Origin of the sequence: Tenacibaculum sp. SZ-18 (assembly GCF_002813915.1) — a bacterium.
Lineage (GTDB): Bacteria > Bacteroidota > Bacteroidia > Flavobacteriales > Flavobacteriaceae > Polaribacter.
Genome location: NZ_CP019335.1, coordinates 788661 through 812519 on the forward strand (window position 1 = coordinate 788661; position 23859 = coordinate 812519).

Below are 23859 nucleotides of genomic sequence, written 5' to 3' on the forward strand. Positions count from 1 at the left end.
ATAGACGTAATTAAAACTTAAAAGACTTGCGAAAATTGGAAATAAAATCTACATTTGCGTCTAATAAGACCAATAAAATATTTTTAACAATGTTTAATACTTCCAATCCAAATAACTACAGTTACGAAACAAAACACTTAGAAATCCATGTTTTAGGAGGTTTAAAGATTAATAAGTTAGAGAGTTTACGAGTAACGGTATCGGTACAAAAAGTAAAATCACAAAATATTATCCGTCATAATATTGATTTATACAATGATACACAGTTAGAAAAGTTTGTACGAAGAATAGCAGAACAGTTAGAAATAGGAATCAATATTGTTCGTAAAACACTACAAGAATTAACGAAAGAGTTAGAGAATTACCGCTTCATATTATTAGATAAACAAGCAGAAGAAGGAAAGTCAAAATATAAAACCCTAAATGCTACAGAAGAGAAAACTGCTATCGATTTTTTAAAAAAGGGAAAGTTGCTAAGTAGAACAAATGAGTACATTGGTAAGAGTGGAGTTATTGGTGAAATCAATAATCGCTTACTGATGTATCTCATTTTTACGAGCAGAAAAACAAACAATCCGTTACACTGTATAAGTTTAGGAAGTAGTGGAGTCGGAAAAACTCATTTACAAAGTAAGGTTGCGGAATTGATACCCGAAGAAGATAAAGTAGAAATTACTGTTCTCTCAGCAAATGCATTTTATTACTTCAATCGTACCGAATTACAATACAAGTTGATTTTAATCGAAGATTTAGACGGAGCAGAATCGGTGTTATATCCATTAAGAGAATTACAATCTAAAAAGAGAATTACTAAAACGGTTGTACACAAGGATAGTAAAGGAACTACCAAAACAATCCATTTAACGGTTGAAGGTCCTGTTAGTGTTGCAGGCTGTACTACACAGGAATCTATTTATGAAGATAATAGCAATCGTAGTTTTTTACTCTACATCGATGAAAGTGAAGAACAGGATAATAGAATTATGGAATATCAAAGATTAGTAAGTGCAGGAAAGTTAAATGAAGAAGAGCAACACAAAGCTGCTGAGTTACTAAAAGACGTGCAGAGAGTACTAAAACCAATTAAAGTTATCAATCCTTTTGCAGAACACTTAACACTTCCGAAATCAGTTTTTAAACCGAGACGTACCAACTCTCACTACTTACAATTTATAGAAGCAATTACATTTTATAAACAATATCAAAGAGAGAAGCTATACAATAAAGAAACAGGAGAAGAATATATCGAAACTACAATAGAAGATATAGAAGAAGCAAACGAGATAATTACAGAAGTATTATTACGAAAATCTGATACTATAACGGGAGCTTGTAGAAATTACTTAGAGAAGTTAAAAAGGTATTTATATATCGAAAACCAAACTACGTATACAAGTACAGAAATTAGAAGAAATCTAAGAGTAAAAGAAACGACACTAAGAAGATATCATAAACAATTATTAGACGAAGGATATATTAGAAAAGTAAAAGGTAAAAAAGGGCAAATGTATCATTATGAAATTACTGATTTACAAGAATATACAAATCTAAAAGAGCAAATAAGTACCGTATTACAAAACTGTGTTAGTCACATCAACCTCGCTACTTCGCCATAGGTTCGCCACTACTTAATAGCGAACTTAAAAATATAATAATCAAATAATTATATCACTTCGTTTAGGAATCTAAAAAAGGATAAAAGGCATGAAAAAATTAAAGTTAACAAATCATAGCTATAAGGTAGTATTACAAAGTTTTAAAGAATGGTTATCTATCTTAGGTTACAGCACTAGTACAATTTATCACTCACCTATTTACTTACAAGAATTTTTTTATTGGTTAGAAAGTAAAAGTATTAATGATATAAGAAGCATAAGAAGAGAAGATATTACAAATTATTATAGCTACTTAAAACAAAGACCTAATGAGAGTTATGGAGGAGCATTAAGTAAAGCAAGTTTAAATAGTCATATTGGAGCATTAAAACAACTTAATGAGTATTTAAAGAAACATCAAAGTAAAGGACTATCAATACACTTACGTTTTGAAAAAACAGAAAAGTTATGTAGTACAGATATTGTTACGCAATCCGAAATAAAAGAACTTTTTAAAGCAACGGCATATAGCAGTAGAGTAGAACATATATGTTTGCGAGATAAAGCAATGTTAGTGGTGTTGTATAGTTGTGGATTAAGAAGGAATGAAGCAGTACAATTAAACTTAAATGATGTGCTTTTTGATAAAGAACGAATCTTAGTAAGAAAAGGTAAAAATTATAAAGAGCGTTATGTACCATTAAATTTGTATAACCTGGATATTTTAGAACAGTACATTTACGAATCTCGTCCACAGTTCTATAACTCAAAAGCTCATGAAGCTTTATTTATCAATCAGCAAGGAGGTAGAATGGGAGGACAAAGCTTTAAACTTCGTTTAAGAGCAATATTAAAAGCAACTAATAATAAAGAATTACAGGAAAAGAAAATCACACCGCATAAATTACGTCACAGTATCGCTACTCATTTATTAGAACAAGGTGCAGCTATAGAATCTGTTAGTCAGTTCTTAGGTCATGGTTCTTTAGAATCTACTCAAGTGTACACACATTTATTAAAAGAAATTAGTATATGAATTTTAGAAAGTATTTAGAAGATAACAAGTATAGTAAATCAACAATAACAGTACATTTATTAAGAGTAAAAAGATACACAGATTGGTTAGAATGGTATGGTAAACATAGTGTAGAAATACAGTACAATGAGTTGTTACAATATGTGAAATATTTACAGGAAAAGAAGCAATATCAAAGAGCGTCAATCAATAATGAATTACGTGCAGTAAAACTGTATTACGATTATCTTATCGAGGAAAAACACACAATGTACAATCCAGCAGAAAATATAGTTATAAGAGGAAAGTATATTAAAGTTATAAAAGAAACACTAACAGAAGAAGAATTAGAAGATTTATATTATAGTTACAATATAGATCATCACGATACATTTTTTAAAGCTACCAAATTAAGAGATAAAGTAGTATTAGGTTTAATGTTGTTTCAAGGATTAACAGCAATAGAAATTTATAGTTTACAGGAATATCATTTACAATTACAAAAAGGTATTATAGAAATCCCAAGAACAAGAAGAAGCAATCCAAGAACTCACAAACTACAACCTTTACAAATGTTGACAATATTAGAGTATATAAATACAACAAGAAATTATTTAACCAATCGAATACAAACAAGTAATAATGAACAATTAATTTATGGAAGTAGTCATCAAATAAATGCTATCACAGGAAGAATTATAAAAAAGTTAAAAAGATATAATAATAAAGTTACTAGTTACTCACAACTAAGAAGTAGTATTATAATCAATTGGTTACAACATTATAATTTACGAAAAGTACAATACTTAGCAGGACATAGATATATTAGTTCTACAGAAAAATATGTACAAGATAATTTAGAGAAGCTACACGATATTGTAAATACGTATCATCCGATTAATTAACCAAGTGTTCTTCGCTTTTGCTCAGGGTTTAATGTTTTTTACTTCCGTTTACACTCTAGTAAAAACGGTTATAAGGTGTTCTCTTCACGCCAACTATTAAAAACATTTATTACTGTAATCTTCCGTAAACTCCAGTTCCAGTAAAAATATTTTTGCCATCACTTCTGTTCCGTTCACTCGCAACTACTCTTCTTTTTTAGTGTCACTATTTTTAATCAAAAATATCGCCACAAAAAAATAACCGTTGCTTCATTAAGGCTCGCCGCTTTTGCCTCACTCTACTGCGGTTTTTAAAGGAATTTAATATTGATTAGAAATTGGATTTTAAAAACCTTGTGGCACACAAATCGCAATGCGTTGCTTGCTATTATTTGTCTGTCAAGTTCGGCGCTCGCTGTAGCTTCGCCTTGGTTTTGCGTTGCACGCAGCTTGGCTGTAGGCACCATAACTTTTTACAAATCTGAATGAAAAACAAGTCATTTTAAAACCTTGGAATTATCCGCCGCATCATCCAAGCAAAACACCAAGTTTTTAAAACGTTTTACATCATAACTTAAAAGAGGTTGCTGAAGCTGTGGATTTAAGTTATGATTTAAAATGACTTGCTTTTAGAATCCAACATTTTACGAAGTAATGCAGAAACTTACCAAGTGCGCTGGCTGAAGCCGGCTATTTAACATAGTGGCGTTATAGTACAGAAATCCAAATGAATGTTAGTATAACAGCACATTATGTTACAATAGCTTGGGAATATCTAACGTAATTTTTTATTTTTACAAAAGGAAAGATTAATGAAGATAGAACGTTCATTTATATAAAAATTTGTTGTTGAGTATTAGAAAAATGCGACCGTTGTTAAAAAAAATGTGTAAAGTAAGACTACAATGGTAATATGATATCCGATGCTAATAAGCAGATAACAAGTGTTTTATATAATCACTTGAATATGCCAACAGAGATTAAGTTTAATAACTCGAATACTAAAAAGATTAATTATACTTATGATGCTACTGGTGTAAAGCTTAGAAAGACAACAAATAATAACGGAGCAATTACAACTACAGATTATGCAGGAAGTTTTGTTTATGAAAACAATACATTTAAACAGCTTAGTCAACCTGAAGGTTATGTAAGATATAGTAGTTCAAGTGGATTTGATTATGTGTATCAATATAGAGACATATGGAGAAATACTAGAATTACGTATTCAGATGTCAATAAAGATGGTGTAATTACTCCAAGTACTGAAATCTTACGAGAGCAGAATTATTATCCTTTTGGTTTAGAGCATCGAGGATATAACACCAATATTATAGGTGTTAAGAATAATTTAAAGCAATATCAAGGTCAAGAATTTACAGAGGATTTAGATTTAAACACTCATGAATGGAGATATAGGGTTTCTGACCCAGCAATTGGAAGGTTTTGGCAAATAGATCCATTGGCGGAAAAATATACTTATAATTCTGTATACGCTTTTCAAGAAAACAAATTAGGTTCTGGAATTGAATTAGAAGGTTTAGAGAACCTTACTTGGGAACAGCAGCAATCCCTTACTTGGGAACAGCAGCAATACCTTCAAATGAGTAAAGAAGGTCAAGGACTTTTGGCTTCTATAGGTTCGTATGTGGATAAATTTTTTGCTAGTTTTACAGTTACAACTACAGAAGAAACAGGTAGTAAAGAGACACCAGTTACTATTACTAATGTTGAAACAACCACTGTTTCACCTAATTTAGAGGACTTTTTTATGAATGGTATGAGACCTAGTTCTGATGGTACAATAATTGTTACAAACACCCCTATGGTAAAAGTAGATAAGTCTTCAACTAAAACAGTTAGTACCAAAGTGGTCAAAGAAGAAGTAAAGTTAAAAGGACCAGCGAAAGCTACGGGTGATGTTAAAGTTTCAACAAATTTAGAAACAGGAGAAACTTCCGTAACTGGAAAAGTAAGCTTAGTTGTAAGCGCGGGAGATAATAAAGCGGGTTTATTTGCGTCTACTAAAAGCTCTTCTAATGGCAGTGTTAATGTAAAAGGTGGTGTAGAAGCGAGTGTTAAGGTTGATAAAAAAACTACTTTAGGTTTTACACTTGGTATATCTCATACCGTTTTAGAAAATGAATAGTTATTTAATAATTTAATCAATAAAGACCTTTATATAAAGGTCTTTATTGATTTTTAATAGACTAATTATTGCTACTGATATCATATTTATCTTTTAATATTAATAAAAAGATGAATAGTAAAATTAAAGAATAGGGCTGGAATTTTATTCCAAGAATGTTAATACTTAGAATAGAGGGGGTAAAAGCAATTAATCCAAGAGTTCCAAGAATCAATATACCTCCCATAATATATTCATAAACTTTTCTACTAAAAAATAAGCTTACTAATGAAATTAAGATTAAAAAAAAGCCCAAATAGTGAGGTAAGGTAAAAATAACATTTGATGTTAATACTTTTATTACAGAGTATAATATTGTTGCTATGATGATAATTAATGGTATAAACTCTTTGAGGTTTTTTATTTTCATTTTGTCTTTAATATTAATGGAACAAATTACTTTAGGATAGCTTGTGTTTTGTGATTTTTATTTATAAGCTTGTTGTGTTTTGTAATCTCTAATAACAGAATCAATAATAGAAAATAAGTGAGTTTTAAACTCACTAGACATCTCTTCAATAGCTTGTAAACGTTGTAATGTTTTTTTATCGAAAGAAGCATTTATACCTTCGCCAACTAAGTAATCAAGCGATACACCAAAAGCATCAGCAATTTTTTTAGCAGCATCTACAGACGGAATTGCAATCCCTCTTTCATACTTACTAATCATCTCACGAGAAACTTTACTCTCGTTCGCTAAATCTGTTTGCGACCAACTTTTTTCTTTTCTAAGGTTAGCTATAATTACTGCTATTTTATCCACTATAAGCCTGTTTTGCGTACAATAATACTGTAAAAGCACAAATATATGTAATTAATAGACGTAATTAAAACTTAAAAGACTTGCGAAAATTGGAAATAAAATCTACATTTGCGTCTAATAAGACCAATAAAATATTTTTAACAATGTTTAATACTTCCAATCCAAATAACTACAGTTACGAAACAAAACACTTAGAAATCCATGTTTTAGGAGGTTTAAAGATTAATAAGTTAGAGAGTTTACGAGTAACGGTATCGGTACAAAAAGTAAAATCACAAAATATTATCCGTCATAATATTGATTTATACAATGATACACAGTTAGAAAAGTTTGTACGAAGAATAGCAGAACAGTTAGAAATAGGAATCAATATTGTTCGTAAAACACTACAAGAATTAACGAAAGAGTTAGAGAATTACCGCTTCATATTATTAGATAAACAAGCAGAAGAAGGAAAGTCAAAATATAAAACCCTAAATGCTACAGAAGAGAAAACTGCTATCGATTTTTTAAAAAAGGGAAAGTTGCTAAGTAGAACAAATGAGTACATTGGTAAGAGTGGAGTTATTGGTGAAATCAATAATCGCTTACTGATGTATCTCATTTTTACGAGCAGAAAAACAAACAATCCGTTACACTGTATAAGTTTAGGAAGTAGTGGAGTCGGAAAAACTCATTTACAAAGTAAGGTTGCGGAATTGATACCCGAAGAAGATAAAGTAGAAATTACTGTTCTCTCAGCAAATGCATTTTATTACTTCAATCGTACCGAATTACAATACAAGTTGATTTTAATCGAAGATTTAGACGGAGCAGAATCGGTGTTATATCCATTAAGAGAATTACAATCTAAAAAGAGAATTACTAAAACGGTTGTACACAAGGATAGTAAAGGAACTACCAAAACAATCCATTTAACGGTTGAAGGTCCTGTTAGTGTTGCAGGCTGTACTACACAGGAATCTATTTATGAAGATAATAGCAATCGTAGTTTTTTACTCTACATCGATGAAAGTGAAGAACAGGATAATAGAATTATGGAATATCAAAGATTAGTAAGTGCAGGAAAGTTAAATGAAGAAGAGCAACACAAAGCTGCTGAGTTACTAAAAGACGTGCAGAGAGTACTAAAACCAATTAAAGTTATCAATCCTTTTGCAGAACACTTAACACTTCCGAAATCAGTTTTTAAACCGAGACGTACCAACTCTCACTACTTACAATTTATAGAAGCAATTACATTTTATAAACAATATCAAAGAGAGAAGCTATACAATAAAGAAACAGGAGAAGAATATATCGAAACTACAATAGAAGATATAGAAGAAGCAAACGAGATAATTACAGAAGTATTATTACGAAAATCTGATACTATAACGGGAGCTTGTAGAAATTACTTAGAGAAGTTAAAAAGGTATTTATATATCGAAAACCAAACTACGTATACAAGTACAGAAATTAGAAGAAATCTAAGAGTAAAAGAAACGACACTAAGAAGATATCATAAACAATTATTAGACGAAGGATATATTAGAAAAGTAAAAGGTAAAAAAGGGCAAATGTATCATTATGAAATTACTGATTTACAAGAATATACAAATCTAAAAGAGCAAATAAGTACCGTATTACAAAACTGTGTTAGTCACATCAACCTCGCTACTTCGCCATAGGTTCGCCACTACTTAATAGCGAACTTAAAAATATAATAATCAAATAATTATATCACTTCGTTTAGGAATCTAAAAAAGGATAAAAGGCATGAAAAAATTAAAGTTAACAAATCATAGCTATAAGGTAGTATTACAAAGTTTTAAAGAATGGTTATCTATCTTAGGTTACAGCACTAGTACAATTTATCACTCACCTATTTACTTACAAGAATTTTTTTATTGGTTAGAAAGTAAAAGTATTAATGATATAAGAAGCATAAGAAGAGAAGATATTACAAATTATTATAGCTACTTAAAACAAAGACCTAATGAGAGTTATGGAGGAGCATTAAGTAAAGCAAGTTTAAATAGTCATATTGGAGCATTAAAACAACTTAATGAGTATTTAAAGAAACATCAAAGTAAAGGACTATCAATACACTTACGTTTTGAAAAAACAGAAAAGTTATGTAGTACAGATATTGTTACGCAATCCGAAATAAAAGAACTTTTTAAAGCAACGGCATATAGCAGTAGAGTAGAACATATATGTTTGCGAGATAAAGCAATGTTAGTGGTGTTGTATAGTTGTGGATTAAGAAGGAATGAAGCAGTACAATTAAACTTAAATGATGTGCTTTTTGATAAAGAACGAATCTTAGTAAGAAAAGGTAAAAATTATAAAGAGCGTTATGTACCATTAAATTTGTATAACCTGGATATTTTAGAACAGTACATTTACGAATCTCGTCCACAGTTCTATAACTCAAAAGCTCATGAAGCTTTATTTATCAATCAGCAAGGAGGTAGAATGGGAGGACAAAGCTTTAAACTTCGTTTAAGAGCAATATTAAAAGCAACTAATAATAAAGAATTACAGGAAAAGAAAATCACACCGCATAAATTACGTCACAGTATCGCTACTCATTTATTAGAACAAGGTGCAGCTATAGAATCTGTTAGTCAGTTCTTAGGTCATGGTTCTTTAGAATCTACTCAAGTGTACACACATTTATTAAAAGAAATTAGTATATGAATTTTAGAAAGTATTTAGAAGATAACAAGTATAGTAAATCAACAATAACAGTACATTTATTAAGAGTAAAAAGATACACAGATTGGTTAGAATGGTATGGTAAACATAGTGTAGAAATACAGTACAATGAGTTGTTACAATATGTGAAATATTTACAGGAAAAGAAGCAATATCAAAGAGCGTCAATCAATAATGAATTACGTGCAGTAAAACTGTATTACGATTATCTTATCGAGGAAAAACACACAATGTACAATCCAGCAGAAAATATAGTTATAAGAGGAAAGTATATTAAAGTTATAAAAGAAACACTAACAGAAGAAGAATTAGAAGATTTATATTATAGTTACAATATAGATCATCACGATACATTTTTTAAAGCTACCAAATTAAGAGATAAAGTAGTATTAGGTTTAATGTTGTTTCAAGGATTAACAGCAATAGAAATTTATAGTTTACAGGAATATCATTTACAATTACAAAAAGGTATTATAGAAATCCCAAGAACAAGAAGAAGCAATCCAAGAACTCACAAACTACAACCTTTACAAATGTTGACAATATTAGAGTATATAAATACAACAAGAAATTATTTAACCAATCGAATACAAACAAGTAATAATGAACAATTAATTTATGGAAGTAGTCATCAAATAAATGCTATCACAGGAAGAATTATAAAAAAGTTAAAAAGATATAATAATAAAGTTACTAGTTACTCACAACTAAGAAGTAGTATTATAATCAATTGGTTACAACATTATAATTTACGAAAAGTACAATACTTAGCAGGACATAGATATATTAGTTCTACAGAAAAATATGTACAAGATAATTTAGAGAAGCTACACGATATTGTAAATACGTATCATCCGATTAATTAACCAAGTGTTCTTCGCTTTTGCTCAGGGTTTAATGTTTTTTACTTCCGTTTACACTCTAGTAAAAACGGTTATAAGGTGTTCTCTTCACGCCAACTATTAAAAACATTTATTACTGTAATCTTCCGTAAACTCCAGTTCCAGTAAAAATATTTTTGCCATCACTTCTGTTCCGTTCACTCGCAACTACTCTTCTTTTTTAGTGTCACTATTTTTAATCAAAAATATCGCCACAAAAAAATAACCGTTGCTTCATTAAGGCTCGCCGCTTTTGCCTCACTCTACTGCGGTTTTTAAAGGAATTTAATATTGATTAGAAATTGGATTTTAAAAACCTTGTGGCACACAAATCGCAATGCGTTGCTTGCTATTATTTGTCTGTCAAGTTCGGCGCTCGCTGTAGCTTCGCCTTGGTTTTGCGTTGCACGCAGCTTGGCTGTAGGCACCATAACTTTTTACAAATCTGAATGAAAAACAAGTCATTTTAAAACCTTGGAATTATCCGCCGCATCATCCAAGCAAAACACCAAGTTTTTAAAACGTTTTACATCATAACTTAAAAGAGGTTGCTGAAGCTGTGGATTTAAGTTATGATTTAAAATGACTTGCTTTTAGAATCCAACATTTTACGAAGTAATGCAGAAACTTACCAAGTGCGCTGGCTGAAGCCGGCTATTTAACATAGTGGCGTTATAGTACAGAAATCCAAATGAATGTTAGTATAACAGCACATTATGTTACAATAGCTTGGGAATATCTAACGTAATTTTTTATTTTTACAAAAGGAAAGATTAATGAAGATAGAACGTTCATTTATATAAAAATTTGTTGTTGAGTATTAGAAAAATGCGACCGTTGTTAAAAAAAATGTGTAAAGTAAGACTACAATGGGAATATGATATCCGATGCTAATAGAGGTATCACTAGTATTGAATACAATCACTTAAACCTACCAACTAGAGTTACTATAGATTACGATGCGGAAGGATATATAGAGTATGTTTATGATGCTGCAGGAAGTAAATTATCTAAAAAAGTATATTCAGTAGATAATAATAATGTCCCTATTACTACCGATTACGCAGGTAATTATATCTATGAGAACGGAGCTTTACAATTCTTCAACCACGCAGAAGGTTACACACAACCTGCTATTGCGAGCGGTAGCGCGGCAATCTCATCATTTGAGTACGTTTACCAATACAAGGATCATTTAGGAAATATTCGTTTATCATATACTGATGTAAATGGTGATGGTGTAATTACTGCAAGTACAGAAATCATTGAAGAAAAGAATTACTATCCTTTTGGTCTACAACATGAAGGGTATAATAATGATTATTCTGGTATTGGGAATTCAATTGCGGAGAAGTTTAGTTTAAACGGAAAGGAATTAGAAGAAAGTTTAGGATTAAACTTACACGAAATGGATATGCGTCAATATGATGCTACTATTGCTAGATGGACTGGTATTGACCCTGTAACGCATCACAATTTTTCTACCTATAGCGCTTTTGATAACAACCCTGTGTTTTGGGCTGATCCTTCTGGTGCAGATAGTGAAACAGTTGAAGAATATTTTAATAGACAGGTAGCTATTGATGAAGGTAGAGAGTATAAGGGATCAAATGTAAATACTTCTGATATTGTTAATAAACAATTTAATAGTACAGAGGATGGAGGTCGTTCAAGAATTGATTATGAAGATGGAACATCTACATTTTTATCAGCCAGAGATGTGCAAGATATCTTTAAAGCTATAGTCGATAGATATAATTCTATTCTAAGAGATAAAATGTGGAATGAAGCTATTGACGAAAAATATAAAGGGAAAATAAATATTAATAATTATAAACAGATATACTCTCAATACAAGGATACAAAACGTAATTTTGCCGATATAGATAAAATGATAGGAAAGAAACCTTGGTCATCTTTCTATGGTTCAGTTGAACTTGATGAAAATAATGGTTTATTAAAGGTTGATTATGCTTTAAGAGGTGATATTATGGTTTTTTATGGTTTTGGCACAGGGTACCTAGACGGTTTCAGCATGGCTAGAGATGAAAATGGTGATCCTACTGGTCAAAATGTTTGGGAAACGGGTCAAGATACTATTACTAATTCAAATCCATGGGGAATTAAATTTACTAAAGCGGATATACCTACAATTAATAGGTTTTCTTTTAAAACTAATGAGTTAAGAATAAAATTTTGGAATGTTATGAAAAAGATTAAAGAAAATTTTAAAAAAACTTTAAAATAGTATGAAATTTAACACTTTATTAATTTTAATTATTGCGTTAAGTATTTTTTCTTGTAAAAAAAATGTTGAAGAAGGCTTTTATATTGAAAATGAATCTTCTAAAATTTACAGTTTTAAAAGAAATCATTTCATAATATATAACTTGATAGATTCAACATCAATAATTAAAAAGAATAGATTACTTTCAAAAGAGTATAGTATTATTGATTCCACTAATGATTCTATCCTTATTGTTAATTTTTTAGAGAATGGTAAATACTCTTATTTGAAAAAAATTAATTTTCACAATAATTTTGATTTTTCTTTAAATGAAAATTGGTTTATTAAATCAACAATAGTGTTAATCGTTTTTTTTATTATGAGAGTATTAACAATTTGTATAGTTCATATGAAACTGAAATGAATAAAGATTATTTAGAGAGTTTTAAATATGAATATAAAGGTCGTTTTTTTGATTTATTTCATGCTTATGAAGGATATTCAATTGTTATTCCTTTTAACTTGGATAAGAATAATTTTCACTTCCTAAATATTAACTTTGTTGATGATTCTTCTGAGATAGTTAGTTTTAATAGAATAAAAAGCACTAAGTTTGATGTTGATTTAATAGGTAAATGGAAAGCTCTTGATGATTACGAAATATTAAATTATAAAACTTACTTTTATTATAATTCTAATGGTGTAAATAATTTTGAATATACACGATCAAAGGATTCAATTTCTAAGTTTTTAGATTATAGAAATATTCAGTTTACAGAAGACTTTAGATTCATTAGAAATACAGATAATTCAATTATTAGTCAAAACATACTTATGAGCCCTTTCAAGAATAAAATTTTTATTGAAAACGATAGATTGGATTTTCAATATTTTAATATTATTTCAATTTCAAATGACTCGTTGAAAGTTAAATTATCTGTTCCTAATTTAACAATTAATTATGTAAGAGAAACTAGTAATGGATCAAATGAGCCCAGCTCCCGCCAGTTTGTAACTGGTGGCGAGTATGAGTAAGCAAAACACGCTATTTTAAAACCACAAAAAAAAGGTTTTATAGAGTAAATAATAATGCAAGAAGATGTACTTAGGTGCATCTTTTTGTTTTTAGAGGAGATTTTGAATGAGTTTTGTCCAATGATGTTTGTTAACCCCGATAGAGCGGATTTGTAATCCATGCAATAACTTAACTTTAAACTATTTACTATTTATAATGGCTCGGAAATCATTTCCGAGCTATCTTTTTTTAATTAGGTTGTCATTCTAGAGGAGTCGGGAATCTTATTTTTAGTAAGTTTTAATTAACTTTCATATCAAGTTTGTAATGTACTGCCGAAATTAAAGATTCCTTCGTCGTTTCGCTCCTCGGAATGACGTTTGTTTTTGTTCGTCATTGCGAGCCTAGCGAAGCAATCTCTTTAGGTTTACCCTCTTTTATCAATAATTTTGAGCGATACTGTTTCATGTAAATAATAATATATTGAAGGGAAAGATTCCTTCGTCGCTACGCTCCTCGGAATGACGGTTATTTATTCGTCATTGCGAGCTTTACGAAGCAATCTCTTTAAGTTAAGTCTTTGTTTTATCAATAATGTTGAGCGATATTGTTTCATATAAATAATTATATTTTGATTAGAAAAGTTCCTTCGTCGTTTCGCTACTCGGAATGACGGTTATTTATTCGTCATTGCGAGCTTTGCGAAGCAATCCTTTCCATTGTGTCTGTGTCTTTTTATTAATTGTAACTACCAGAAATTTATAAGTGAAAGTATTCGTTTTTAATACTTTTTTGTCATTTTATGATAGTAATTTAATAATAATTTCATATCTTCGTTCAATAGGTCTATCCTATGTTTTAAGGGAAAGTAAAATTTGGGGGAATGCTACTGAACTTAAACTAAAAAGACCAAAAAAAGCCTTTCTTTTAAGAAAGGCTTTATATTTTTTAAGATAAAGGCAAGAGAATCTTATTCGTCTTTTTTCTTTTCCGCTTCTTTAATTTCATTTACAAATTTGTTCAAACGCTTTCCGTAATCTGAATTTTTTACTTTTTCTGATAAACTATTGTTAATGGTATCTAATAAATATAAATTAGCGTCATATAGCTCAGTTAATGCAATATATGGAGCTACTTCACTATCACTATTAGAGACTGCAAAATTAGTGGCAAATAAGAAACGACGACGAATCAATTGATTAAATGCTTTTGCTAGGCTATCAACTTTGATTGTATCATTTTTAGAACGAGCTTCTAATTCTTTAGCAATGAAATCTAAACGTTTTGATTTAAATTGATTATCAATTTCGTTGAAATTCGTCATAATTGCTTGATTCAAAGATCCTGTAATCGTTGGATTTACTCCGAAGTTTTCAACATTGTCGTCTATAGTAATGTTTCCTTTTTCCCCAAAAAACATAATTTTTTTTGGTTGTGTATTTCCATCAAAAGTTAAGTAATACATTACAGGAGAATCAACATTATCTGTAAGTGTGAATCTATCATCTCCTAATAACTGAAGAGAATCTACTGAAACAATTACTGTATCTTTCATTTTTTGAAGATATAATGTTCCTTTTTTTAATCCTTTAATTTGACCTGTAATGATCATATTTCCCATTTTCTTATCAGATGAACAAGAAAAAGTAATAAAAGAAACCAATACTAATGCGATAATATTTCTCATAAATGTCTTAAATTTTCGATTGCAAATATGCGTAAATTTTATGGATTCTCTAGAATCGAATAACATTTAACTTACCCATTTCATTAGTAATGCACAGGCAAATGCACCATAAGTACCTAATGCGTAGCCAAGCACTGCTAGTAGTACACCAACTGGAGCTAATGAAGGATGAAATGCTCCGGCAACAACAGGTGCAGATGCAGCTCCACCAATATTGGCTTTCGACCCAACTGCCAAAAAGAAATAAGGAGCTTTAATAAGTTTTGCTACTAAAAATAACAAACCAACATGAATAATAATCCACACAAAACCAATAGCAAATAAGCTAATGTTTTCAACAATAGCGTTTAAATTCATTTTCATTCCAATAGAAGCAACTAATAAATAAATAAAAACTGAACCGATTTTACTGGCTCCAGCGCCTTCGTAATTTCTGATTTTTGTAAACGATAAGAATACTCCAATAGTTGTTGCTGTAATTATTAACCAGAAAAATGAACTTCCTAATCCAAAATCAACAAGTGCAGGGACGTTATCTTTAATCCATTCGCCTAGGTTATCACCTACAAAATGTCCTAATGAGGTTACTCCAAATGCAATTCCTGTTAAAATAATTAAATCGTTAAAAGAGGGAACACGTGCAGTTTCAACCGTAAACTTTTCCATCTTATTTTTTAATGTGGTAATAGCACTATTATCGGCTTTGAGCCATTTGTCAATAACATCCGATTTAGCAACTCCTAAAAGTAAAAAGACCATCCAAACTTCTGCGACTAGAACATCTACAACAGCCATTATGCTAAATAAACTATCGCTTACTTGCCATTGCTCTTTCATCGCAAGTTGGTTTGCACCACCACCAATCCAGCTTCCAGCAACCGTACTCAATCCTTTCCATAACTCTGTTCCTTGTACATTTGTCAAAATATCTGGAGCAACGAAATTGAAAAATAAAATAGCTAAGGGTCCACCAATCATTACACCTAAAGTAGCCGTTAAAAACATGATTAAGGCTTTCGGACCTAAATTAAAAACTCCTTTTAAATCGATACTTAGTGTAAGTAAAACTAAAGAGGCCGGTAATAAAAATCTTGAAGAAATATAATAAATTTTACTTCCACCAATAAACTGTGAATACTCACTCGATGGAATATTATTAGTAGTAATATAAGCTTTTAATGAAGTCAAGTTAGTAACCCCTTCTAAGTTATGATAAACAGATTGTAAGTGAGTAATGGTAGCTTTAACATCAATCCATTTGTCAGCGATAATTCCTAAAGAACTAAAAATAGAGGGTAGGAAATAACATAATAGTAATGCAGGAATAACTTTATAAAACTTATAAAATTTGTGATGTTTTGAAGTATAAAAAATCCCAGCAAGTATTAAACAAAGGATACCAAAAATAATGGTATCACTTGCAAAAACAGGTATATCGTTATTGATTTCAGAAATATTCATAAAAGTTAATTTTGGCTAAAAGTAAGAATTCTATTATTATTTCTTTTTTCTATGGTCAGTACTGATAGCAATTCCTAATTGAATTCTATCTAAGTTTTGATTATTGATATTAATACTCATGTAACCTAATTGTAGTTTTACAACTTTAGATAATTGGTATTTAACTCCCAATCCAAACCAGTTTTGATTGTATGCATCACCCCCGTCAAAGTCAAAAAAGATTTCATCATATATATAACTTGACCACTTTTTCGATATTGGATAGCCTAATCCTAGTTGATATCTTAATAAATGACCCGTTTGTGAGTTAAAAAAACGATGTTCTGCTCGTAAACGGTGAGCAAAACTTAATTCACCAAGTTTATGATTTGCTAATAAATCCTCGTAAATACGATGATCACCAAAAGTTCCTCCTTGAATTCCATAAGAAGTATCAGTATCTAAAAAAGCATAACCTAAAGTTGCACTAAAGTTTTTGTTGAATTTATAATTTGCGCCAAAACGTAAAATATATTGTTGTAGATCGTCACCAATTTCAAAGAAGCGAAAATGAGCCATTGATTTTATGCTGAATTTATCAGTAAGTTTATGGGATCCATTGTACATGTACCAGATACCAAGTTCCTTTTCTGGATTTTCCTGTGCATTTACTTGAAAAAAGACAAGTAATGTTAGAAGTACTACTATTTTTTTCATTCTCTTTAAATATGTTAGTAAACAAAAATAGAATCTCTAATTAAATAAACTAGAGATTCTATTTTAAAATTGGTTATATTTTATAAAGCCGATTTTTCAAGGGGCTTATTCTTTTTGAGATATTCATCCAAAAATTTTAAAATTTTACTGTTGGCCTCAATCTGATTTTCTTTTTTAGCAAAGCCATGTCCTTCATCTTCAAATAAAACATATTCTACAGGAACACCATTTTTCTTCACTCCTGCAACAATTTCATCAGATTCTACTTGTAAAACTCTTGGGTCTTTTGCTCCTTGTAATACCATTAGTGGTTTAGTTACTTTATCTGTATGGAACAATGGAGAAATCTTTTTTAGTCTTACAGAATCAGCAGAGTGTGGATTTCCTAACTCTTTGTATAAAGCTTCTCTGAATGATTCCCACCATGGTGGAATACTTTTTAAAGTGCGCATCCAGTTTGTAACACCATAAATATTAACACCAACAGCAAACTCCTCAGGCGTATAAGTAAGAGCAGCCATAGTCATGTAACCGCCATAAGAACCTCCAATAATTCCGATTTTCTTGTCATCTATTTCTGCTTGTTTTGCCAACCATTTTTTACCTTCTACGCAGTCTTGTAAATCTTTTTCACCGTGATTTTTATCATCCATTTTATAGAAAGTTTTTCCGTAACCACTACTTCCTCTATTATTAACAGCTAATACTGCATAACCATGATTTACTAAATACTGAATTCGAGAGTTAAAATTTTGACGTGATTGACCTCCAGGTCCTCCGTGTACCCAAACTAGTGCAGGAACTTTATTATCCGCAGAAGCTTGATGTGGTAAATAGTAAATTGCAGGAATAGTGACACCATCGAAAGAAGGGTAACGAATGACTTTGGCACTTACTAAATCTTCTTCGTTAATTTCATCATTTAAAACATTTGTTAATTGTTTTTGTTCCTTCGATTTTAAATCATAAACATAGAGATTTGAGGGTGAGTTTGATCCCCCAGCATAAAAGCGTAGCTTAGTTTCGTCTCTAGAAAAACCAACATTAGTAATACTTTTTCCGTTAACACTTGGTAATTCAATATTCTTACCAGTAGCTACATTTTGTACTTCAATCACATTTTTTGCGTCTTCATTAATGTATGTTACTCTATAATTTCCTTTGTTGGTAAAATAGCTTCCGCTGATATCCCAATCTTTCTTTAAAACTTGGGTTGATTCTTTAGTTTGAAGATCGTATTTCATTAATGAAGTAAATTCTCCGTTTGCATCAGTAGTGTAGTACAAGAATTTATCATCATTAGAAAAATCTTCTGCAGAATTACCACTTATAGTTTCATTAATTTTTATAGTTTCTTTGGTAGAAACATTGTAAAGGAATAAGTCACTATCATTGGTGTTTACAGTTTTATTTAATGCAAATAACTGCTTATTGTTAGAGATGGCAGAAACATCGTAGCCTTCTTTATTTTCATAAATCATGTTAGGAGTGAATGTTTTTAAATCCATTTCATAAATATCCATGTATTTAGGGTCTCTTTTGTTTGATCCGTAAAAGAAGCTTTTTTCATCTTTTGACCATCCATAAAAATTTGATCTTACACCTTTTCCTGGTGTAAGTTCGGTTATAGTTCCGTCTAAATCACGTTTATAAATATGATATATTTCATCTCCGTTATCGTCCATTCTAAATAACATTCTATCATCTTTTGGAAAATAGGATGTAGCGTAAACAGATGAACTATCGGATTGGGTTATTGGAGTATAAGTCCCATCTTTTGTGTTGACGGTATACATGTTATAGATACCAGATTTGTTACTAGTAACTAATAATTTTGAATTGTCAGATGAGAAACTACCACCAAAAACACTTTCATTATCCATCATTTGCTTAATGGAGTATTGTTTGATTTTTTCGGAAGAACTTAATTCTTCTTTTTTACTTTCTTTGCACGAAACTAATAAGAGTCCTGTGAAGAAAGTTAGTAATAGTATATTTTTCATTTTTAGAAATTTAGATTTTCATTAAGACGATTTAATGGTCAATAAGTTACGGATTAATTCAATTGAAAAATCTTAGTTTCCTTAAATGGTGAAATAATAATTTTTTCAACCTCGCCTTTATAAACAGGCCAGTCGTTATTAAAAAATGCATTGGTTTGGCCTAGAGCTTCTTTCAAAGAAGTCTTAAACTGTTCAATTAAACGAGTTTCAGTTGCAGTTTGATTTCCGAATCTACTATCAATATACCAGCTAGCAGTTCCTAATCTTGAACTAACATTTGGGTCTGGGCTTCGAACAATTCCTTGACGTTTATCTACTTTTCCTAAATAAACAGTTAGTAAAGTATCAATTTTCTTAATAATATCTTTGGAAGATTTAATTTGATCCTTATACTTTTTCTTGTCTTTTGAAGCTAATTCTTTTTTATAACCTTCTGCAATGTTCTTACTTTCTACCAATTGTCTTACAGCGTTTGCCATAACCTCTTGATGTTTTTCTAATTCTTTAGAAGTATTATATTTTTGATCAATCGCTTCTTTAGAAATAGTAAGCCTTGGATCATATTCAACGGTGATATTTTGCTCTGCAACTTGATCTCCAAAACTAGCTTTAATCTTATAAGTTCCTGGTTTTACTGAAACTCCTGAAGGTTCGAATTTAGATTTTCTAATGTTTCTAGAAGCTCTAGCCACACCTTTTTCGTTCATATACCAAGTAAACGTATGAATACCATTTTCTTTAGGAGCTTTTCTTTTTAAAGTTCTAATTAAACGAGCACCATCATAAATTTCTAATTTAATTGAGTCCCACTTCACTTTATTCTCCTCTTTTTTACTTGCTTTTTTAGAAGATTTTTCCTCTTTGTTAGTAGCTTCTTTTTTAGGTTTATTTATAAAGTACTTAATTCTGGCACCACCTGGTCTATTTGTTCCATTAAATAATGCATCAGCTCCAAATCTACTTCCGGTTGGTTGTTGATAATTTGCTTGGTATGCAGTTGGAGGATCAAATAATTCAAAGTTCTTAGTTAAAATATTTTGGTTGGCAGCAATTGCTCTTAAAGGTCTAATATCGTCTAATACCCAAGCCGCTCTTCCGAATGTTCCAATAACTAAGTCATGTTCCCGTGGTTGAATGACTAAATCTTTTACAGATACAGTTGGAAAACCTTGTGTCCATTTCGTCCATTTTTTACCAGCGTTAAAAGAAATATATAATCCATCATCCGTTCCTAAGAATAATAAGTTACGCTCTACGGGGTCTTCGACGATACTTAAAGTATAACTCTTAACATCGTTTTCATCAACAATACGTTCCCATGTTTTACCGTAATTAGTTGTTCGATAAGCATAAGGAGTGTAATTGAAACGACGATAATCGTTGGCAATTAATAATGCTTCTCCTTTATTTTTATTAGAAGCTTTTACTTGTACAATCCAGCTATTTGCTGGTAAACCTTTTATATTTTTCGAAACATTAGTCCAACTTGCACCACCATTTTTTGTAACATGAACTTGTCCATCATCCGTTGCTGCCCAAAGCATATCTTTTTCAACAGGAGAAGGTTCAATGACTAAGATGGTACAATGGTTTTCTGCGCCAGTTGCATCCATCGTTAAACCGCCACTTTCATGTTGTTTTTGTTTAGATTTATCGTTGGTTGTTAAATCGGGAGATATAAGTTCCCAAGTTAATCCTTTATCAGTTGATTTATGTACAAATTGACTACCGAAGTAAATAGTAGAATTATCAAAAGGATCAATATTGATTGCAGAATTCCAGTTGAAGCGTAATTTTATATTAATATCTGGATGGGTTGGGCGTACTGTGTAGTTGTTACCAGTTTTATAATCATATCTAGAAACAAAACCTTGCTGACTCATCGACCATCCATAGCGAGAATCATCTTTGTCAGGAACAACATCAAATCCATCTCCAAAACTAATTTCTTGCCAATAAGAATTGCGAATTCCTTGCGCTTTCCACACATATGCAGGTCCTCTCCAGGAACCATTATCTTGCATTCCACCGTATACATTATAAGGGTATTCGTTATCTGCATTTATATGATAAAATTGAGCTACCGGTAAATTTCCAATAAAACGCCAAGTTTTACCACCATCTTTGGTAATGTTTAAACCACCATCGTTTCCGTCAATCATGAATTTTCCATTTTCTGGATGAATCCACCAAGCGTGATGATCAGGGTGAACACCATTATTGGCACCATAGGCAGGCATTAACATTCTAAAACTTTTTCCTCCATCTTGAGAAACATTTACATAAGTGTAAATACTGTAAACTCTATTTTCGTTCTGAGGATCAGTATAAATTTCAGAATAATAGAAAGGTCTATTTCCTATTCCGTTAGTTCCTGATTTATTGTTAATCATTTTCCATTTAAATCCACCATCATCACTTCTGTATAAAGCATTCTTTTTAGCTTCTACTAAAGCATAAACAACGTCAGGATTACTTCTTGAAATTGAAATACCAATTCGACCTAAATCACCTTTTGGAAAGCCTTCTTTATCTGTTACTTTTTTCCAATTATCACCACCATCATGCGTTATGTATAATCCACTTCCTTTTCCACCAGATTTAAAGAACCAAGGATCACGTTTGTGTTCCCACATCGCTGCGATTAACTTATTAGGATTTGATGGATCAATTACTAAATCAGCAGCTCCAGTTTTGTTATTGTTAAATAAAATTTTCTTCCAAGTTATACCTCCGTCAGTTGTTCTAAAAATACCTCTTTCAGGATGTTCTCCCCATGGAGAACCAATAGCAGCAACATAAACAATGTTAGGGTTATTAGGATGAATTATAACACGATGAATATGACGTGTTTTTTGTAATCCCATAGACTTCCATGTTTTCCCCCCATCGAGTGACTTATAAACTCCATAACCACCGTTTAAACTATTACGCGGATTCCCTTCACCTGTTCCAATCCAAATAACACTTGGGTTTGATTGCTGAATAGCTACGGCTCCAATTGATGCAGTAACTTCTTTATCGAATAGAGGTTCCCATTTTATTCCTCCAGATGTAGATTTCCATAAACCTCCAGAAGCAGTTCCAATATACATAACATTCGGATTTTTAAGTACAACATCAATAGCGGTGACTCTTCCGCTCATTCCACCTGGACCTATATTTCTTGGTTTCATATTTTTAACCAAATCCATAGAAAATTCTTGTCCAAATGCAACAAATGCTACTAAGAAAAGTAGTAGTGAAATAGATTTTTTCATGTAAAGTGAATTAGTTGATTAAGAAAATCTAAAAATACAGTTAATTCATCTTCACAATTCTTAAAAAAGTGTTAACGGGTTAACTTTATTGTTGATCTTTCTTTTTAGGTTCCCTTTTGGCTTCTTTTAAAGCTTTCATAAGCATCCATTCTATTTGACCGTTAGTCGATCTAAACTCGTCAGATGCCCATTTTTCAATTGCTTTAAGCATGTCTTCATTTATTCTAAGTGCAAATGCTTTTTTCTTAGCCATAATATCTTCAACAGATCGTTTGATTTAAATTAAAGTAATCACAAAATAAGTGACATAAATACATAAGTAGAGTAATATTTTAAACATTGGTTTCTTTATTGTCACTGAAATAGTGATGAACACATTGATCAACTTGGTGAATCTGTTTTGTTCCAATCAAAATTTTTTTACCATTTTTGGTTATAATTTGTAAACCTTCTTCACCAGAAACGTTATAAGCAACTCCGTTTGATTTTTTCCAGAAAATTCCACCTTTACAACCCCAGCCACCGTATTCACTAATTGCGTCATATTTTCGTGTATAAACTTCTGAAATCTCAGACCATTTAATCAACTTAAAGGATAAATGTATTGGAAAGAATTTATAATAGATTCCTTGCTGATCTATCTTCGTCGTAAGTTTAAATATAAATATTAATAAGCAGCTTAATAATAATAATGAAGAGGCGATAATCAAATCTTGCAATGACATTTCATTGTTGATATAAGCTTTAATGAAAAGTATCATAGGAATTATTGAACTTGTTACTAAAAGCACAATAATCCATAATTGACTAAACCTTTGTTCTTCTTTAAATACTCTCATTTATTTTATTCTATCTGTTTTTATCTCTTTCAAATAAGACTATTTGCCATCCAGACGGAATTTCAACAACACGCCAACCTTCTCTCGCATATTGATTGAGTAAGTCTTCTAAATTTTTTACACGATTTCTTAATCCCAGTTTCATTTGAACTACTTTGTATTCTTTCATAGTTATCTATTTTTAATTACAATTCTGGAGTTACGTTTTTGTAAAGCTTCTATAAAATTGGAAGATTGATTTTCTAATGTTCTAAATTCTAAAAGCTTCTCTCTCTTATTTGAGGTGAGAATTGTTAACTCCGTTTCAATTTCATCCTCCTCAACGATGATACTTTCTATATCATTAATTTTAATTGTGTTTTTCCAGTTGAACCTCAGTGAGTAATAAAATACAAGTGCAACAATAATTAAAATTACCACTAATCTTAATCCGAATCCCACATAATCCATTGGAGAGTCAAAGTCTTCAGAAAAAATACTTTGTTGTATTCTGTAGATTATGAGAGCAGATACAATAATGAACCAACCTTTTGTTTTTAATTCTTTAAGGAAACCTCCGTTTTTAAGTATTTTAATTTGTTCACTATCCACAACTGCTTGTCCATCAACAAGAAAAAAATTGAATTTATATTCTTTCATTTA

19 protein-coding genes are annotated in these 23859 nt (G+C 30.7%); 9 read left to right on the top strand and 10 right to left on the bottom strand.

Annotated features, from left to right (window positions below):
* Positions 1-89: 89 nt before the first annotated feature.
* The 4 genes from BTO06_RS03555 (at position 90) to BTO06_RS03570 (ending at position 5643) form a co-directional block, all read left to right on the top strand.
* On the top strand, positions 90-1616 hold the full coding sequence (locus BTO06_RS03555) for a hypothetical protein (protein ID WP_100923995.1): 1527 nt from the start codon (positions 90-92) through the stop codon (positions 1614-1616).
* Positions 1617-1704: 88 nt separating this feature from the next.
* Positions 1705-2631 (top strand): tyrosine-type recombinase/integrase, encoded by a 927-nt coding sequence (locus tag BTO06_RS03560; RefSeq protein WP_100923996.1) that lies wholly within the window; start codon positions 1705-1707, stop codon positions 2629-2631.
* Positions 2628-3515, top strand: coding sequence for a tyrosine-type recombinase/integrase (locus BTO06_RS03565; RefSeq protein ID WP_100923997.1), 888 nt, complete (start codon positions 2628-2630; stop codon positions 3513-3515). The genes BTO06_RS03560 and BTO06_RS03565 overlap by 4 nt, the downstream gene beginning before the upstream one ends.
* Before the next feature lie 946 nt (positions 3516-4461).
* Entirely contained in the window at positions 4462-5643 is a 1182-nt protein-coding gene (locus tag BTO06_RS03570) for an RHS repeat-associated core domain-containing protein (RefSeq protein ID WP_100923993.1), read from the top strand.
* A gap of 466 nt (positions 5644-6109) precedes the next feature.
* On the opposite strand, the gene BTO06_RS03580 is transcribed toward BTO06_RS03570, so the two are convergent.
* Complete coding sequence (locus BTO06_RS03580; RefSeq protein WP_198517101.1) at positions 6110-6445, bottom strand: helix-turn-helix domain-containing protein; 336 nt, start codon at positions 6443-6445, stop codon at positions 6110-6112.
* Positions 6446-6588: 143 nt separating this feature from the next.
* Here BTO06_RS03580 and BTO06_RS03585 point away from each other — a divergent pair, with 143 nt between their 5' ends.
* The 5 genes from BTO06_RS03585 (at position 6589) to BTO06_RS03610 (ending at position 13291) form a co-directional block, all read left to right on the top strand.
* Positions 6589-8115, top strand: coding sequence for a hypothetical protein (locus BTO06_RS03585; protein WP_100923995.1), 1527 nt, complete (start codon positions 6589-6591; stop codon positions 8113-8115).
* Positions 8116-8203: 88 nt separating this feature from the next.
* Entirely contained in the window at positions 8204-9130 is a 927-nt protein-coding gene (locus tag BTO06_RS03590) for a tyrosine-type recombinase/integrase (protein ID WP_100923996.1), read from the top strand.
* Positions 9127-10014, top strand: coding sequence for a tyrosine-type recombinase/integrase (locus tag BTO06_RS03595; RefSeq protein WP_100923997.1), 888 nt, complete (start codon positions 9127-9129; stop codon positions 10012-10014). The genes BTO06_RS03590 and BTO06_RS03595 overlap by 4 nt, the downstream gene beginning before the upstream one ends.
* 892 nt (positions 10015-10906) lie before the next feature.
* Positions 10907-12277 carry an RHS repeat domain-containing protein gene (locus BTO06_RS03600; RefSeq protein WP_100923998.1) on the top strand — a complete coding sequence of 457 codons (1371 nt, stop codon included), beginning with the start codon at positions 10907-10909 and terminating at the stop codon, positions 12275-12277.
* Between the two features lie 399 nt (positions 12278-12676).
* The gene (locus tag BTO06_RS03610) at positions 12677-13291 is read left to right on the top strand and encodes a hypothetical protein (protein WP_100924000.1); all 615 of its coding nucleotides are present in this window, start codon (positions 12677-12679) and stop codon (positions 13289-13291) included.
* Positions 13292-14241: 950 nt separating this feature from the next.
* Here BTO06_RS03610 and BTO06_RS03615 read toward each other — a convergent pair.
* From BTO06_RS03615 to BTO06_RS03655, 9 genes are all read right to left on the bottom strand, one after another.
* Positions 14242-14958, bottom strand: a complete 717-nt coding sequence (locus tag BTO06_RS03615; protein WP_100924001.1) for a DUF4369 domain-containing protein — start codon at positions 14956-14958, stop codon at positions 14242-14244.
* A 66-nt stretch (positions 14959-15024) separates the two neighbouring features.
* Entirely contained in the window at positions 15025-16419 is a 1395-nt protein-coding gene (locus BTO06_RS03620; RefSeq protein WP_100924002.1) for a DUF819 family protein, read from the bottom strand.
* Between the two features lie 36 nt (positions 16420-16455).
* Positions 16456-17115 (bottom strand): DUF2490 domain-containing protein, encoded by a 660-nt coding sequence (locus tag BTO06_RS03625; RefSeq protein ID WP_100924003.1) that lies wholly within the window; start codon positions 17113-17115, stop codon positions 16456-16458.
* A gap of 80 nt (positions 17116-17195) precedes the next feature.
* Positions 17196-19118 (bottom strand): S9 family peptidase, encoded by a 1923-nt coding sequence (locus tag BTO06_RS03630; protein ID WP_100924004.1) that lies wholly within the window; start codon positions 19116-19118, stop codon positions 17196-17198.
* Between the two features lie 53 nt (positions 19119-19171).
* The gene (locus BTO06_RS03635; RefSeq protein WP_100924005.1) at positions 19172-22378 is read right to left on the bottom strand and encodes a VPS10 domain-containing protein; all 3207 of its coding nucleotides are present in this window, start codon (positions 22376-22378) and stop codon (positions 19172-19174) included.
* Positions 22379-22463: 85 nt separating this feature from the next.
* Positions 22464-22631, bottom strand: coding sequence for an Arc family DNA binding domain-containing protein (locus tag BTO06_RS03640; RefSeq protein WP_100924006.1), 168 nt, complete (start codon positions 22629-22631; stop codon positions 22464-22466).
* Between the two features lie 79 nt (positions 22632-22710).
* Positions 22711-23217: a hypothetical protein gene (locus BTO06_RS03645; RefSeq protein ID WP_198517127.1), complete on the bottom strand. Its 507-nt coding sequence runs from the start codon at positions 23215-23217 to the stop codon at positions 22711-22713.
* Positions 23218-23227: 10 nt separating this feature from the next.
* Positions 23228-23386, bottom strand: coding sequence for a DUF4177 domain-containing protein (locus BTO06_RS03650; RefSeq protein ID WP_100924007.1), 159 nt, complete (start codon positions 23384-23386; stop codon positions 23228-23230).
* Between the two features lie 2 nt (positions 23387-23388).
* Positions 23389-23856, bottom strand: a complete 468-nt coding sequence (locus BTO06_RS03655) for a hypothetical protein (RefSeq protein WP_100924008.1) — start codon at positions 23854-23856, stop codon at positions 23389-23391.
* Positions 23857-23859 lie beyond the last annotated feature (3 nt).

Excerpts from the sequence above, each read along its gene's own strand:
- BTO06_RS03640 (WP_100924006.1), bottom strand. The coding sequence starts at position 22,631 with ATGGCTAAGAAAAAAGCATTTGCACTTAGAATAAATGAAGACATGCTT.
- BTO06_RS03610 (WP_100924000.1), top strand. The coding sequence starts at position 12,677 with ATGAATAAAGATTATTTAGAGAGTTTTAAATATGAATATAAAGGTCGT.
- BTO06_RS03645 (WP_198517127.1), bottom strand. The coding sequence starts at position 23,217 with ATGAGAGTATTTAAAGAAGAACAAAGGTTTAGTCAATTATGGATTATT.
- BTO06_RS03635 (WP_100924005.1), bottom strand. The coding sequence starts at position 22,378 with ATGAAAAAATCTATTTCACTACTACTTTTCTTAGTAGCATTTGTTGCA.
- BTO06_RS03585 (WP_100923995.1), top strand. The coding sequence starts at position 6,589 with ATGTTTAATACTTCCAATCCAAATAACTACAGTTACGAAACAAAACAC.
- BTO06_RS03560 (WP_100923996.1), top strand. The coding sequence starts at position 1,705 with ATGAAAAAATTAAAGTTAACAAATCATAGCTATAAGGTAGTATTACAA.
- BTO06_RS03625 (WP_100924003.1), bottom strand. The coding sequence starts at position 17,115 with ATGAAAAAAATAGTAGTACTTCTAACATTACTTGTCTTTTTTCAAGTA.
- BTO06_RS03565 (WP_100923997.1), top strand. The coding sequence starts at position 2,628 with ATGAATTTTAGAAAGTATTTAGAAGATAACAAGTATAGTAAATCAACA.
- BTO06_RS03650 (WP_100924007.1), bottom strand. The coding sequence starts at position 23,386 with ATGAAAGAATACAAAGTAGTTCAAATGAAACTGGGATTAAGAAATCGT.
- BTO06_RS03630 (WP_100924004.1), bottom strand. The coding sequence starts at position 19,118 with ATGAAAAATATACTATTACTAACTTTCTTCACAGGACTCTTATTAGTT.
- BTO06_RS03590 (WP_100923996.1), top strand. The coding sequence starts at position 8,204 with ATGAAAAAATTAAAGTTAACAAATCATAGCTATAAGGTAGTATTACAA.
- BTO06_RS03595 (WP_100923997.1), top strand. The coding sequence starts at position 9,127 with ATGAATTTTAGAAAGTATTTAGAAGATAACAAGTATAGTAAATCAACA.
- BTO06_RS03555 (WP_100923995.1), top strand. The coding sequence starts at position 90 with ATGTTTAATACTTCCAATCCAAATAACTACAGTTACGAAACAAAACAC.
- BTO06_RS03570 (WP_100923993.1), top strand. The coding sequence starts at position 4,462 with ATGCCAACAGAGATTAAGTTTAATAACTCGAATACTAAAAAGATTAAT.
- BTO06_RS03600 (WP_100923998.1), top strand. The coding sequence starts at position 10,907 with ATGATATCCGATGCTAATAGAGGTATCACTAGTATTGAATACAATCAC.
- BTO06_RS03655 (WP_100924008.1), bottom strand. The coding sequence starts at position 23,856 with ATGAAAGAATATAAATTCAATTTTTTTCTTGTTGATGGACAAGCAGTT.
- BTO06_RS03620 (WP_100924002.1), bottom strand. The coding sequence starts at position 16,419 with ATGAATATTTCTGAAATCAATAACGATATACCTGTTTTTGCAAGTGAT.
- BTO06_RS03615 (WP_100924001.1), bottom strand. The coding sequence starts at position 14,958 with ATGAGAAATATTATCGCATTAGTATTGGTTTCTTTTATTACTTTTTCT.